Source organism: Halomonas koreensis, assembly GCF_031451675.1.
Taxonomy (GTDB): Bacteria; Pseudomonadota; Gammaproteobacteria; order Pseudomonadales; family Halomonadaceae; genus Halomonas; species Halomonas koreensis.
Genome location: NZ_JARWAK010000007.1, coordinates 59,788 through 73,987 on the forward strand (window position 1 = coordinate 59,788; position 14,200 = coordinate 73,987).

General features: G+C 71.2%; 12 protein-coding genes. 8 read left to right on the top strand and 4 right to left on the bottom strand.

Annotated features, from left to right (window positions below):
- Window positions 1-6: 6 nt before the first annotated feature.
- The 4 genes from asd to leuC all read right to left on the bottom strand — a co-directional run bounded on the left by asd (window position 7) and on the right by leuC (window position 4,759).
- Complete coding sequence (asd, locus tag QC818_RS09480; protein ID WP_309652611.1) at window positions 7-1,119, bottom strand: aspartate-semialdehyde dehydrogenase; 1,113 nt, start codon at window positions 1,117-1,119, stop codon at window positions 7-9.
- 300 nt (window positions 1,120-1,419) lie between these two features.
- The gene (gene leuB / locus QC818_RS09485) at window positions 1,420-2,499 is read right to left on the bottom strand and encodes a 3-isopropylmalate dehydrogenase (RefSeq protein WP_309652612.1); all 1,080 of its coding nucleotides are present in this window, start codon (window positions 2,497-2,499) and stop codon (window positions 1,420-1,422) included.
- A gap of 163 nt (window positions 2,500-2,662) precedes the next feature.
- Window positions 2,663-3,307, bottom strand: a complete 645-nt coding sequence (leuD, locus tag QC818_RS09490) for a 3-isopropylmalate dehydratase small subunit (protein WP_309652613.1) — start codon at window positions 3,305-3,307, stop codon at window positions 2,663-2,665.
- Between the two features lie 3 nt (window positions 3,308-3,310).
- Window positions 3,311-4,759 (bottom strand): 3-isopropylmalate dehydratase large subunit, encoded by a 1,449-nt coding sequence (gene leuC / locus QC818_RS09495; protein ID WP_309652614.1) that lies wholly within the window; start codon window positions 4,757-4,759, stop codon window positions 3,311-3,313.
- A 166-nt stretch (window positions 4,760-4,925) separates the two neighbouring features.
- On the opposite strand from leuC, the gene QC818_RS09500 reads away from it, so the two are divergent.
- The 8 genes from QC818_RS09500 to QC818_RS09535 all read left to right on the top strand — a co-directional run bounded on the left by QC818_RS09500 (window position 4,926) and on the right by QC818_RS09535 (window position 14,199).
- Window positions 4,926-5,825, top strand: coding sequence for a LysR family transcriptional regulator (locus QC818_RS09500; protein WP_309652615.1), 900 nt, complete (start codon window positions 4,926-4,928; stop codon window positions 5,823-5,825).
- A gap of 193 nt (window positions 5,826-6,018) precedes the next feature.
- Window positions 6,019-7,176, top strand: a complete 1,158-nt coding sequence (locus tag QC818_RS09505; protein WP_309652616.1) for an aromatic ring-hydroxylating oxygenase subunit alpha — start codon at window positions 6,019-6,021, stop codon at window positions 7,174-7,176.
- Entirely contained in the window at window positions 7,173-7,940 is a 768-nt protein-coding gene (locus tag QC818_RS09510) for an SDR family NAD(P)-dependent oxidoreductase (protein WP_309652617.1), read from the top strand. The genes QC818_RS09505 and QC818_RS09510 overlap by 4 nt, the downstream gene beginning before the upstream one ends.
- Window positions 7,941-7,976: 36 nt before the next feature.
- Window positions 7,977-8,918, top strand: coding sequence for an ABC transporter substrate-binding protein (locus QC818_RS09515; RefSeq protein WP_309652618.1), 942 nt, complete (start codon window positions 7,977-7,979; stop codon window positions 8,916-8,918).
- 163 nt (window positions 8,919-9,081) lie between these two features.
- Entirely contained in the window at window positions 9,082-10,746 is a 1,665-nt protein-coding gene (locus QC818_RS09520; RefSeq protein WP_309652619.1) for a choline dehydrogenase, read from the top strand.
- 10 nt (window positions 10,747-10,756) lie between these two features.
- Window positions 10,757-11,707 (top strand): PDR/VanB family oxidoreductase, encoded by a 951-nt coding sequence (locus tag QC818_RS09525; protein ID WP_309652620.1) that lies wholly within the window; start codon window positions 10,757-10,759, stop codon window positions 11,705-11,707.
- Window positions 11,708-11,732: 25 nt separating this feature from the next.
- Window positions 11,733-13,217 (top strand): aldehyde dehydrogenase family protein, encoded by a 1,485-nt coding sequence (locus QC818_RS09530; RefSeq protein WP_309652621.1) that lies wholly within the window; start codon window positions 11,733-11,735, stop codon window positions 13,215-13,217.
- 247 nt (window positions 13,218-13,464) lie between these two features.
- Entirely contained in the window at window positions 13,465-14,199 is a 735-nt protein-coding gene (locus tag QC818_RS09535) for a class II aldolase/adducin family protein (RefSeq protein ID WP_309652622.1), read from the top strand.
- Window position 14,200 lies beyond the last annotated feature (1 nt).

The following is a 14,200-nucleotide window of genomic DNA, read 5'->3' on the forward strand; positions in this document are numbered from 1 at the left end:
TGACGCTTACTGCTCGCGGAGGATCTTGAGCATCCGCTTCAGCGGCTCCGCCGCGCCCCACAGCAGCTGGTCGCCGACGCTGAAGGCGGACAGGTACTCGCCGCCCATGGCCAGCTTGCGCAGGCGACCCACCGGCACGGTCAGGGTGCCGGTGGCGGCGGCCGGGGTCAGGCCGTCGATGGTGGCATCCTTGTCGTTGGGGATCAGCTTGACCCAATCGTTGTGGGTGGCGATGCGCTCCTCGATCTCGTCGAGGGGCACGTCCTGCTTGAGCTTGATGGTGAACGCCTGGCTGTGGGAGCGCATGGCGCCGATGCGCACGCAGAGCCCGTCGATGGGTACCGGGTTGTCCTGCAGGCCGAGGATCTTGTTGGTCTCGACGTTGCCCTTCCACTCCTCGCGGCTCTGGCCGTTGTCGAGCTTGGAGTCGATCCAGGGCAGCAGGCTGCCGGCCAGGGGCGCACCGAAGTTGTCGGTGGGGAAGTCGCCGCCGCGCATGGCGGCGGTGACCTTGCGATCGATGTCGAGGATGGCGCTGGCCGGATCGGCGAGCTCGCCGGCCACGCTGTCGCGCAGGCTGCCCATCTGGTTGAGCAGCTCGCGCATGTGCTTGGCGCCGGAGCCGGAGGCCGCCTGGTAGGTCATGGAGGTCATCCACTCGACCATGTCGGCCTCGAACAGGCCGCCCAGCCCCATCAGCATCAGGCTGACGGTGCAGTTGCCGCCGACGAAGGTCTTCGCGCCGCGGGCCAGCTGGTCGTCGATCACCTTGCGGTTGACCGGGTCCAGCACGATGGTGGCCTCGTCGGCCATGCGCAGGGTGCTGGCGGCGTCGATCCAGTAGCCCTTCCAGCCGGCGCCGCGCAGGTCCTCATAGACCTTCTTGGTGTAGTCGCCGCCCTGGCAGGTGACCACCACGTCCAGGGCCTTGAGGGCCTCGAGGTCGAAGGCGTCCTTCAGCGGAGGCACGTCCACGCCGACGTCGGGGCCGGGCTGGCCGACCTGGGAGGTGGTGAAGAAGACCGGCTCGATGCCGGTGAAGTCTCCATCTTCCACCATCCGCTGCATGAGCACGGAACCCACCATGCCACGCCATCCGACGAAACCGACTTTCAACATGTGAAGTCCTCCAGAAAGAATTGAACCCATTAGCATACAGGATGTGGCGAGGCTTGGCACCGGCCGCTCGGGGACGAGATCGCGCCACAATATAGCACGTTAACGATCTTTCCCGACCCGTTGCCGCCTCGGGCGCCCTGCCGCGGGCGACAGGACGATGCCCGAAACGGGGCGGGCCGAGCGATACGGCGTCACGCCTCGGCCCGCGACGCGCCCGGACGGCGTGTCGCCCTGCCCTTCGGCATTATGGCCTCGCCCGGCCTTCGCCCAGCAGCCCCCCGGACACGACCCAGGCAAAGCCTAGCGGCCTTCGAGGGCCGCCAGCACGGCATCGCCCATCTCGGCGGTGGACACCGTCCGCTCGCCCTCGGCGGCGATGTCGGCGGTGCGCAGGCCGTCGTCGAGCACCTGGCCAACGGCCGCCTCGATACGCTCGGCCAGCGCCCCCTCGCCCAGCGAGTAGCGCAGCATCATGGCCACCGAGAGGATGGTCGCCAGCGGGTTGGCGACGCCCTGGCCGGCGATGTCCGGGGCACTGCCGTGGCAGGGCTCGTACATGCCCTGGCCGGACGCGTTGAGCGAGGCCGAGGGCAGCATGCCGATGGAGCCGGTGAGCATGGCGGCGGCGTCGGAGAGGATGTCGCCGAACATGTTGCCGGTGACCACCACGTCGAACTGCTTGGGCGCCCGGACCAGCTGCATGGCGGCGTTGTCGACGTACATGTGCGACAGCTCGACCTCCGGGTATTCCGGCGACAATCGCTCCATGACCTCGCGCCACAGCATGGTCACTTCCAGGACGTTGGCCTTATCCACGGAGCACAGCTTCTTGCCCCGCTTCTGCGCCATCTCGAAGGCGACGCGCCCGATACGCTCGATCTCGGCCTCGGAATAGACATAGGTGTTGTAGCCGACCCGCTGGCCGTCGCGCTCCTCGATGCCCCGGGGCTGGCCGAAGTAGATGCCGCCGGTGAGCTCGCGCACGATCATGATGTCGAGCCCGGCGACCAGCTCGGGCTTGAGGCTGGAGGCCTCGGCCAGCTGCGGGTAGAGCAGCGCCGGGCGCAGGTTGCCGAACAGGCCGAGCTCCTTGCGCAGGCCCAGCAGGCCCTTCTCGGGGCGCCTGCTGATGTCCTCGAGCTTGTCCCACTTGGGCCCGCCCACGGCGCCCAGCAGCACGGCGTCGGCGGCTCGAGCCCTGGCCAGGGTGCTCTCCGGCAGCGGCGAGCCCTCGAGGTCGTAGGCGGCGCCACCGACCGGCGCCTCTTCCACCTGGATGTCGAGGCCGCGGGCCTGGCAGGCGGCCAGCACCCGGCTGGCCTGGGCGGTGATTTCCGGGCCGATGCCGTCGCCCGGGAGTACCAGAATCTTGCGTGTCATAACCGGTTAGTCCTTTTGATTATCGCTACGAGGAGCCAAACCCGAAGACTGCGGGCAGCGAGCTACGAGCCACGAAACCCAAACCCGTAGCCCGTAGCCCGTAGCCCGTAGCCCGTAGCCCGTAGCCCGTAGCCCGTAGCCCGTAGCCCGTAGCCCGTAGCCATTATGCTTCCCGGAACAGCCAGGGGCGCGCCTCTCGATGCTTCTGCTCGAAGGCGCGGATGGCGTCCTCGTCCTGCAGGGTGATGCCGATGTCGTCGAGCCCCTCGAGCAGGCAGTGCCTGCGGAAGGCGTCGACCTCGAACTCGAGGATCTCGCCGGAGGGCGTGATCAGGCGCTGGTGCTCCAGGTCCACGTCCAGCCGGTAGCCCTCGTTGGCCTCCACCTCGGCGAACAGCCGGTCGACCTGCGCCTCGGGGAGCGTGATCAGCAGGATGCCGTTCTTGAAGGCGTTGTTGTAGAAGATGTCGGCGAAGCTCGGGGCGATCACCGCCCGGAAGCCGAAATCGGCCAGCGCCCAGGGGGCGTGCTCCCGGGAGCTGCCGCAGCCGAAGTTCTGCCGGGCCAGCAGCACGCTGGCGCCCTGGTAGCGCGGCCGGTTGAGCACGAAGTCGGGATTCAGCGGACGCTGGCTCACGTCCTGGCCCGGCTGCCCCTCGTCGAGGTAGCGCAGCTCGTCGAACAGGTTGACGCCGAAGCCGGTGCGCTGGATCGACTTCAGGAACTGCTTGGGAATGATCAGGTCGGTGTCGACGTTGGCGCGATCCAGGGGCGCGACCAGGCCGTCGTGGCGTTGGAATTTCTGCATGGCTCAGGCCTCCTGCTGCGGCGCGTCATGGGCGGCGAATTGACGGACGTCGACGAAGTGGCCGGCGATGGCGGCGGCGGCGGCCATCGCCGGGCTGACCAGGTGGGTGCGCCCGCCGAAGCCCTGGCGGCCCTCGAAGTTGCGGTTCGAGGTGGAGGCGCAGTGCTCGCCGGCGCCCAGCTTGTCGGCGTTCATGGCCAGGCACATGGAGCAGCCCGGCTCGCGCCACTCGAAGCCCGCCTCGAGGAACACCTTGTCGAGCCCCTCGGCCTCGGCCTGGCGCTTCACCAGGCCGGACCCCGGCACCACCATGGCCAGCTTGATGGAGTCGGCGACCTTCCGGCCGCGGGCGACCTTGGCCGCCTCGCGCAGATCCTCGATGCGCGAGTTGGTGCAGGAACCGATGAACACCTTGTCCAGGCGGATAGCGGTGATCTTCTGCTTAGGGGCGAGGCCCATGTACTCGAGCGCGCGAGTGACGCCGCTGCGTGCGGTCTCGTCGGCGGCCTCGGCCGGATCCGGCACCTCGCCGCCGACGCCGGTGACCATCTCCGGGCTGGTGCCCCAGGAGACCTGGGGCTCGATGGCGGCGGCGTCCAGGGTCACCACCTTGTCGAACTCGGCATCCGCATCGGAGATCAGCTCGCGCCAGTCGGCCACCGCGGCCTCCCACTGCTCGGCGGAGGGCGCGTAGTGGCGCCCCTTCAGGTAGTCGATGGTGGTGTCGTCCACGGCGATCAGGCCGACCCGGGCGCCGGCCTCGATGGCCATGTTGCAGACCGTCATGCGGCCTTCCATGGACAGCTCGCGGATGGCGCTGCCGGCGAACTCGATAGCGTAGCCGGTGCCGCCGGCGGTGCCGATCTCGCCGATGATGGCCAGCACGATGTCCTTGGCGGTGACCCCGGCGCCGAGCTCGCCTTCCACCCGCACCTGCATGTTCTTCATCTTCTGGGCCAGCAGGCACTGGGTGGCCAGCACGTGCTCGACCTCGGAGGTGCCGATGCCGTGGGCCAGCGCCGCGAAGGCGCCGTGGGTGGCGGTGTGGGAGTCGCCGCAGACCACGGTCATGCCCGGCAGGGTGGCGCCCTGCTCCGGGCCCACCACGTGGACGATGCCCTGGCGGGGATCGTTGATGCGGTATTCCTCGATGCCGAACTCGTTGCAGTTGTCGTCGAGGGTCTGCACCTGGATCAGCGACACCGGGTCCTCGATGCCGGCGTTGCCCTCGGCGCGCTCCTTGAGGGTGGTCGGCACGTTGTGGTCCGGGGTCGCCAGGTTGGCGTCGATCCGCCAGGGCTTGCGACCCGCCAGGCGCAGGCCCTCGAAGGCCTGGGGCGAGGTCACCTCGTGGAGCAGCTGGCGATCGATGTAGATCAGGGCGGTGCCGTCGTCGCGCTCCTTCACCAGGTGCTGTGACCACAGCTTGTCGTAGAGGGTCTGGCCTGCCATCTCGTTCTCCCGGGCCTTCGGCCCTTTGCGTGTCCGGTCGATCGTTCTGTCTATGCCGTTCGGCGCTTTTGCCGCAGTTTCCCGCGGCGCGCACATAAAAGCAATTCATGTTATTTATTCAAAGGATTCCAAAGAGGAATGCAAAGACGCATCACGAGGAGATGCCATGGACACCCAAAGCCTTCAGGCCTTCCTGGCCGTCGCCGACAGCGGCGGCTTCTCCCGGGCCGCCGAACAGCTTCACCTGACCCAGCCGGCGGTCAGCAAGCGAATCGCCGTGCTCGAGGACCAGGTCGGGGCACGGCTGTTCGACCGCATCGGTCGCCGGGTGGCGCTCACCGAAGCCGGCCGGCTGCTGCTGCCCCGGGCCAGGCAGATCCTGGTGATGGTGGACGACAGCCGTCGGGCGTTGGGCAACCTGGAGGGCCAGGTGGCCGGCAGCCTGACGCTCGCCACCAGCCACCATATCGGCCTGCATCGCCTACCGCCGCTGCTCAAGGCCTACACCGGCCAGCACCCTGAGGTGCGCCTGGACCTGCACTTCCTGGACTCCGAACAGGCCTATCAGGGCGTACTCGACGGCGACTTGGAGCTCGCCGTGGTGACCCTGGCTCCGCAGCCGGACGCCCAGCTCGAGGTGGTGCCGGTGTGGATCGACCGGCTGTGCTTCGTCTGCGCCCCGGACCACCCCCTGGCCGGGCGCGGCCGCCTGGGGCTGCACGAGTTGTGCGACCACGACGCCGTGCTGCCCGGCCCCCTGACCTTCACCCGCGGCCTGATCGAGGGGCGCTTCGCCGCCGCCGGGCTCACGCTGCCGGTGGCGTTGTCCACCAACTACCTGGAGACCCTGAAGATGATGACGGCCATCGGGCTGGGCTGGAGCCTGCTGCCCGAACGCCTGGTGGCCGGCGAACTGACCGTCCTCGAGGTCGACCACCCGCCGATCCATCGCCCCCTGGGCTACCTGGTGCATCGCAGCCGCACCCTCTCCAACGCCGCCGCGGCCATGCTGGACCTGCTCGACGACGCCCGGGAGGAGATGGCCCGGGCCTGGACGGACCAATGACGTAATTCATCAACCCTAACCGGCCCAGCATCGCCGCTAAACCGCCACTAATCGATCTAAAACGGCATAAATCTGCCGCTTTAAATCATATCCCGCCTCGTTAGCACGTCGCAAAACGTCATGCGGCGTCGCGCCGCACCCCCTAGCCTGCTGCGCATCGCATAACGAAACCGTGACACAACGAGGTGACGCCATGAGCCAGTCCCCCCAGGCCTGGGCCGCCCAGCGCCCCGAGAACGCCCTGACCCTGCCATCCCGCTACTTCTACGACCCGGCGCTGTTCGAGGCCGAACGCGAGCGCATCTTCATGGGTGCCTGGCACTTCGGCTGCCACGTCAACGAGCTCGACCGTCCCGGGGCCTTCGTGGTGCGCGACATCTTCGATCAGAGCGTGATCCTGATGCGCGACCGCGACGGCGAGCTGCATGCCTTCCACAACGTCTGCCAGCACCGCGGCAACCGCCTGCTGAACGAGACCCGCGGCGTGCAGAAGGGCGTGATCCGTTGCGCCTACCACTCCTGGTGCTACGGCGCCGACGGCCGCCTCAAGGCCGCCCCGCGCAGCGACCGCATCGAGGCCTTCAACGTCGACGACTACCGGATCCCGCCGGTTCGCCTGCAGGTCTTCGCCGGCAGCGTCTACTTCAACCTCGATCCCGACGCCGCGGACATGCACGACCTCTTTCCCGGCGCCGAGGCGGCGATCCGCGACGCCATCCCCAACCTCGACGAGATGCGCCTGATCCAGGAGGACGACGTCATCGTCCCGGCCAACTGGAAGGTGATCATGGACAACTCCATCGAGGGCTATCACTTCCAGCTCTCGGGGCCCTGCCACGTCGACCTGGCGTCGCTGATCGACTTCTCCGGTTACCGGCTGCGCCACCACGATAACTGGTGGACCTACGGCGCGCCGCCCAACCGCGAAGCCACCGAGGCCTACGGCGCGCCCCTCGGCCGCCCGGTGGAGGACGGCGACGGCTTCTTCAACATCGGCCTGTGGCCCCACAACACCTTCTACCAGTTCCCGTTCTCCCAGTGCATGGGCACCTTCATGATCATCCCGCTGGATGCCGAGCGCAGCATCCTGCGCTTCGGCTACTACAGCGCCCATGCTCCCGAGGCGCTGCCCGAGGTGACCCGGGCCAGCATCCGCTGGATGAACGAGGACCTGGGCCCGGAGGACATCGAGCTCAACGTCACCACCCAGAAGGGCCTGCGCTCGCTCGGCTACGACCAGGGCCGCTACATGATCGACGCCGAGCGCAGCAACGAGAGCGAGCACCTGGTGCTGAACTTCCACCGCCTGGTGCATCGGGCCCTGCACGGCGAGGACGGAGCCGGGTCATGAGCCCCCAGGGTGCCTTCTCCGGCATGCGGGTGCTGGTCACCGGCGGCGCCCGCGGGATCGGCGCCGCCACCGTGCGCCGCTTCCTCGAGGAGGGCGCGACCGTGGCCGTCGGCGCTCGCCGCGCGGCCTCCGTCGAGGCCCTGTGCCGCGAGCTGGGCGACGCAGCCCCGGTGGTCGCCGCCCCGGGGCCGCTGGAGGACCGCGCCTCCTGCGCCGCCGTGGTCGAGGCCGCGGTGGCCGGGCTCGGCGGGCTGGACGTGCTGGTCAACGCCGCCGGCGTCTTCGAGGAGGTGCCTTTCGAGGCCGTCACCCAGGCCCACTGGGACACCACCTTCGCCGTCAACGCGGCCGGCACCTTCTTCACCCTCCAGGCCGCCCTGCCCCACCTGGAGGCGGCCGGCGGCAACGCCGTGAACCTCGGCTCGGACGCCGGGCTGATCGGCTTCCCGCCGAGCAGCGTCTACTCCGGGGCCAAGGCCGCGGTGGTCAACCTGACCCGGGCGCTGGCCCTCGAGCTCGCCGGGCGCATCCGCGTCAACTGCGTCTGCCCAGGCAACGTCGCCACCGAGATGATCGACGCCGCCGCCGAGGCCAGCGGCGATCGCCAGGCCTACCTGGCCGCCGCCCGGGCCCGGGCGCCGATGGGGCGCATGGCCCGGCCCGAGGAGGTCGCCGACGCCATCCTCCACCTGGCCTCGCCCCGGGCCGGCTTCACCCACGGCGCCATCCTCTCGGTGGATGGCGGCGGGGTCTGCGGCTTCTGAGCCGCCGCCAGACAACAACACACGAGGAGATTCCCCATGACGAAGCATCACGACATCCTGCGCAACGGCCTGCTGGCCGCCGCCCTCGGCGCCGTCGCCCTGCCCGGCCTCGCCCAGGCCGGGGAGGTGCGCTTCGCCACCCCGCCCTGGCCCGGCGCCACCGTCAAGACCGAGGTCGCCAGCCAGCTGCTGGAGCGCCTTGGCTACGAGACCAGCGTCAAGGAGGCCAGCACCGCGATCATCCTGGAAGGCCTGGTCGGCGGCGACATCGACGTCGACATGGCCCTGTGGCGCCCCTCCCAGGGCGGCATGCTCGACCCGCGCCTGGAAAGCGGCGAGCTGGTCGAGGTCGTCCACAACATCCAGGGCGCGCGCTTCAAGCTCGCCGTGCCCGGCCACGTCTGGGAGGCCGGCGTGCACTCCATGGCCGACCTGGCCGAACACGCGGAGCGCTTCGATCACAGCCTCTACGGCATCGAGCCCGGCAACGTCGGCAACGAGATCATGCAGGGCGCCATCGACGACGATGTCTACGGCCTGGGCGACTGGCAGGTCGTGGCCTCCAGCGTCACCGGCATGCTCTCCCAGCTCGAGGCCAACAACGACGGCGACCGCTGGACCGCCTTCCTGGGCTGGGAGCCGCACTGGATGAACGTCGTCTATGACGTGCACTACCTGGAGGACCCCGAGGGTCTGTGGGGCGATGCCAGCAGCGTCTCCACCGTGGCCAGCGCCGAGTTCGTCGAGCGTGCGCCCAACGTCGCCGCCTTCCTCGAGCAGATGGTGGTGCCCATCGAGGTGCAGAACGCCTGGGTCCACGAGTTCAGCCGCGAGGAGCGCCCCCTGGAAGCGGTGGCCGGCGACTGGCTCGACGCCAACCCCGAGCTGGTCGGCGAATGGCTGGAGGGCGTGAGTGCCGCCGACGGCGCCACCCCGGCCCTGGAGGCCTATATGGACGCCTACCTGGCCGAACGCTGAGCCGGCACGCCATCGCCCGATCCATGCGATGGCCCTTCGTGGCGTCCGCCCCGGGGCCGCCGCCCTCGGCGGCCCCTGACCCGGCGAAGGCCCATCGCCCCCTCTTGCCCCTGGCGCCCGGCGAGCTCGTCACGAGCCCCGGGACGCCGGGCCTGGAGTCATCATGAATCCGACCCCCGACTACGACTACATCATCGTCGGCGCCGGCTCGGCGGGCTGCGTGCTCGCCGACCGCCTGACCGCCGACGGCCGCTACCGGGTGCTGCTGCTCGAGGCCGGCCCCAAGGATCACTCCTGGACCATCCACATGCCGGCGGCCATGGGCGCGGCCATCGACGGCCCGCGCTTCAACTGGCACTACTGGTCCGGCCCCGAGCCCCACCTGGACGACCGCTACGTCGCCACCCCCCGGGGCAAGACCCTGGGCGGCTCGTCCTCGATCAACGGCATGGTCTACATCCGCGGCCATGCCCGGGACTATGACGCCTGGGCCGAGGCCGGCTGCCAAGGCTGGGACTACGCCCGGGTGCTGCCCTACTTCAAGCGCGCCGAGGGCCACGCCCTGGGCGGCGACGACTACCACGGCGCCGACGGGCCGCTGCGGGTCAGCCCGGGCCGGCCCACCGACCCGCTGTCCCGGGCCTTCCTGGAGGCCGGCGAGCAGGCCGGCTACGGCGCCAGCGCCGACGTCAACGGCTACCGCCAGGAAGGCTTCGGCCGCGTCGACCGCACCACCTGGAAGGGCCGGCGCTGGAGCACCGCCCGGGGCTACCTGGCCCGGGCCCGCTCCCGCGCCAACCTGACGGTGATCACCGGCGCCCTGGCCGAGCGGGTGGTCGTCGAGGACGGCCGCGCCCGGGGCGTGAGCTACCGGCATGGCTCGAACCGCGTCGAGGCACGCGCCCGGCGGGAGGTGCTGCTGGCCGGCGGCGCCATCAACAGCCCGCAGCTGCTGATGCTCTCCGGGATCGGTCCGCGGGACGAGCTGGAGCGCTGGGGCATCGACGCCACCCATCCCCTGGAGGGGGTCGGCCGCCGGCTCAGCGACCACCCGGACACCGTGGTCGCCTACCGCTGCCCCAAGCCCGTCTCCCATGCCCCCTGGACCCGGGCGCCGCGCAAGTGGTGGCTGGGCATGCGCTGGTTCGCCGATCGCGGCGGGCTGGCCGGCACCAACCTGTTCGACGCCGGGGCCTTCATCCGCTCCCGGGCCGGGGTCGAGCATCCGGACCTGCAGCTGACCTTCATGTCGCTGGCCGTCGAGCCCGGCACCGTGGAGGCCCTCAAGGAGCACTCCTTCCAGGTGCACATCGACCTGATGCGCCCCACCAGCCTGGGCCGGGTGCGCCTGGCTGACACCGACCCGGCGAAGGCGCCGGAGATCGTCTTCAACTACCTGGCGACCGAGCGCGACCGGGCCGACATGCGCGCCGCGGTGCGCCTGGTCCGCGAGCTGGTCGAGCAGCCGGCCTTCGACGGCCTGCGCGGCGAGGAGATCACCCCGGGCGCCGACTGCCAGAGCGACGAGGCCCTGGACGCCTGGGCCCGGGCCACCACCGAGACCGGCTATCACGCCGCCGGCACCTGCAAGATGGGCCCGGCGAGCGACCCGGAGGCGGTGGTCGACCCCGAGCTGCGCGTCCATGGCCTGGACGGCCTGCGCGTGGTGGACGCCTCCATCATGCCGATCATCGTCAGCGGCAACACCAATGCCCCGACCGTGATGATCGCCGAGAAGGCCAGCGACCTGATCCTGGGTCGCCCCGCGCCGGCACCCAGCGAGGCGCCGGTGTGGATCCACCCCGACTGGCAGCACCAGCAACGCTGAGGAGGTTCCCATGTCCGATCGCCTGTCGCTGATCCTGACCCGGCGCCGTCGCCTGGCCCCGTCCGTCGTCGAGCTGACCCTCGAGGCCGCCGACGGCGGCCCCCTGCCCCCGGCGCCGGCCGGGGCCCACCTGGAGCTGGCGCTCCCGGACGGCCTGGTGCGCCATTATTCGCTGCTCGACGATGGGGCCGACGGCCGCTATCGCCTGGGCGTGCTGCGCGAGGCCGATTCCCGGGGCGGCTCGGCCTTCCTGGCCGACCAGGCCCGGGAAGGCCTCGCGCTCGATGCCTCGACGCCCCGGGACCGCTTCCCGCTGGACGAGAGCGGCGGCCGCCAGGTGCTGATCGGCGGCGGCATCGGCATCACCCCGCTGGTGGCCATGGCCCGGCGGCTGCGCGCCCGGGGCGTCACGCCGGAGGTGCACTACCTGGTGCGCCGGGAGGCGGATGCCGCCTTCGCCGAGGAGCTCGCCGCCCTGCTGCCCGAGGGCGCGCTGCGCCTGCACGTCTCCGAGCGGGACGGCCGCGCCCCGGTGGCCGAGCTGGTCGGCGGGGTCGACGCCGACACCCGGATCCACGCCTGCGGCCCGGAGGGCCTGCTCGCCGCCCTGGAGGCCGAGGCCGACGCCTGGCCGGCGGGCTGCCTGCGCCTGGAACGCTTCCGCGGCGCGACCGCGGACGCCACGCCCCGGGACGGCCAGTGCGAGATCGTGCTGGCGCGCAGCGACCGGACCCTCACCCTGGCGCCCGATGAGTCGCTGATCGACGGCCTCGCCCGCGCCGGCGTCGCCCCGCCCACCCTGTGCGGCGAGGGCGCCTGCGGCACCTGCGCCTGCGGCGTGATCGAGGGCGCCGTGGACCATCGCGACGTCCTCCAGGACGACGCCGAGAAGGCCGCCAACGACACCCTCTACGCCTGCGTCTCCCGCCCCGCGGGAGAGCGCCTGGTGCTCGATCTCTGACCCCCACGACCCCGAAGGAGGCCCCATGCCCCTGACCCATGACGACTGGAAGCGCCGCGCCGCCTCCCTGGAAGCCGACGGCCGCGCCTGGATCGCCGGCCGGCGCTGCCCCGCCGCGGGCGGCGCCACCCTGGACTCGATCAACCCCATGACCGGTGCCCCGGTCGCCGCCATCGCCGCCTGCGAGGCCGCCGACGTGGATCGCGCCGTGGCCGCCGCCCGCTCGGCCTTCGTGGCCGGCGACTGGGCCCGGGCCGAGCCCGGCGAGCGGCGCCGGGTGATGCTGGCCATCGCCGCCGAGATCCGCGCCCACGCCGAGGAGCTGGCCCTGCTCGACAGCCTGGAGAGCGGCAAGTGCATCGCCGAGGCCTTGGAGGACGCCGAGGAGGCCGCGGTGCTCTTCGACTGGTACGGCGAGGTGCAGGACAAGGCCTACGACCGCGTCGCGCCCGCCCCGGCCGGCGTCCAGGCCACCGTCACCCACGAGCCGCTGGGCGTGGTGGGCGCCGTGGTGCCCTGGAACTACCCGCTGCACAACAGCGCGGTCAAGCTGGCCCCGGCGCTGGCCGCGGGCAACAGCCTGGTGCTCAAGCCCGCCGAGGAATCCTCGCTGTCCGCCCTGCGCCTGGCCGAGCTGTGCCAGGCCGCCGGCCTGCCCGACGGCACGCTCAACGTGGTGCCGGGCCACGGCCACCTGGCCGGCGAGGCCCTGGGCCGCCACGCCGACGTGGATGCCCTGGGCTTCACCGGCTCCACCGAGATCGGCAAGCGCTTCCTGGTCTATGCCGGCGAGTCCAACATGAAGCCGGTGTGGCTGGAGTGCGGCGGCAAGAGCCCGCTTTTGATCTTCGACGACTGCCCCGACCTGGAGGCGGCGGCGGACGCCGCGGTGGCGGGCATCTTCACCCACGCCGGCCAGGTGTGCTCGGCCCACTCGCGGCTGCTGCTCCAGGACGGCATCCACGACGCCTTCCTCGCGGCCCTGGACGCGCGCCTGGAGGCCCTGGTGCCCGGCGATCCGCTGGACCCGGCCACCCGGCTCGGCCCGCTGGTCAGCCGCGCCCAGTTCGACCGGGTTCGCGAGTACCTGGCCATCGGCCGGCGGGAAGCCACGCTGCGCCACGGCGGTGAGACCCTCGAGGCGGCCGGCGGCGAGCTCTTCGTGGCCCCCACGGTGTTCACCGGGGTCACCCCCGAGCACCGGCTGTTCCGCGAGGAGATCTTCGGCCCGGTGCTGGCGGTGAGCCGCTTCGCCGACGAGGCCGAGGGCGTGGCGCTGGCCAACGACAGCCGTTACGGCCTGGCCGCCTCGCTGTGGACCGCCGACCTGGGCCGCGCCCACCGGCTCGGCGACGCCCTGCAGGCGGGCACGGTCACGGTCAACGGCGTCGACGCGGTGAGCCCCCAGACGCCCTTCGGCGGCATGAAGGAGTCCGGCATCGGCCGCGACTACGAGCTGGCCGGCATGCGCAAGTACATGGCGCTGAAGACCCGCTGGATCCACTATTGAGAACGCCCTTCGCAGCCTTATCCTGAGATGAGCGCTTCCGGCGACAGGTCCCGGGGCGCCGGGCCATCGCGAGGGCGCCGCGCCCCTTGCCGGGACGGGGCTGGCCATCCGTGGCCCCCCGCGGCGGTAAGAACCTCCGCCGGACGTTCTTACCGCCTCGCCCATGGCGAGAGGCCCTCGCGCCATCCTGTCCCCGGCGCTCATCTCCCTGGGCTGTCGAGCATGAACGCCTAGCGAGGAGTGAACCATGAGCGAGATTCCCGAGATCCCGGGCACGCCCCGGGAGCAGCTGGCCTGCGCCTTCCGCTGGCTGGCCCGCCTGGACCTGCACGAGGCCACCGCCAATCATTGCAGCCTGGCCACCGCCGAGGGCGGCGAGCGCTTCCTGATCAACCCGGCGGGCCGCCACTTCGCCGAGCTGCGCGCCAGCGACCTGCTGGAGGTCGAGGCCCGGGGCGACGAGCGCCCCGCCGGCCTCGACCCCACCGCCTGGGCCATCCACGGCGCCATGCATCGCCAGGGCCGCGAAGTCGGCTGCATCCTGCACACCCATTCGCTGTATGCCACCGCCCTGGCCTGCCTGGAGCGTCCCGAGCTGCCGCCGGTGGAGCAGAACGCCATGCGCTTCTACGAGCGGGTGGCGGTGGACCGCGGCTTCGACGGCATGGGCCTGGGCGACGAGGCCGAGCGCCTGGGCCGGCTGGCCGGCGAGGCGCCGATCCTGCTGCTGGGCAACCACGGCGTGCTGGCCACCGGCGCGGATGTCGCCGAGGCCTTCGATAACCTCTATTATTTCGAGCGCGCCTGCCGCTCCTACCTGGTGGCCCGGGCCAGCGGCCTGCCGCTGGCGCCGGTGGCCCCCGAGGTCGCCCGCAAGACCGCGGCCCAGTGGGACGACTATGCCCGGGCGGGCGCCCCCCAGGCCCACTTCGCGGCGCTGATGCGCCTGCTCGACAAGGAGGGCGACGACTACCGGAGCTGAG